1 pseudogene is annotated in these 264 nt (G+C 42.4%); it reads left to right on the forward strand.

Going from position 1 to position 264, the window contains the following annotated elements:
- A pseudogene (locus E1176_RS19960) lies at positions 1-264 on the forward strand (hypothetical protein); the annotation flags it as partial.

Raw genomic sequence — 264 nt, forward strand, 5'->3', positions numbered from 1 at the left:
CTAACCGCTGAAAAGCGCACGCAGCAAATTGTCATTTATGCTGTAGCTGGAGGAGCACTAATTGTGGGTGTATTATTGATTTTTCTTTATCAGAACAACCGGGAGAAGATTAGAATTAATCGAGAGCTGGAAGAACAAAAGTGGCAATTACAATCTCTCAACAAAACCAAGGACCGGTTTTTCTCTATTATCTCTCACGACTTAAGAGGTCCGGTAGCGGCATTTTCTGGTGTCAGCCGCTTAATCAAACATGCCGTTGATCAG

The organism is Fulvivirga aurantia (genome assembly GCF_009711475.1).
Classification (GTDB): domain Bacteria; phylum Bacteroidota; class Bacteroidia; order Cytophagales; family Cyclobacteriaceae; genus Fulvivirga; species Fulvivirga aurantia.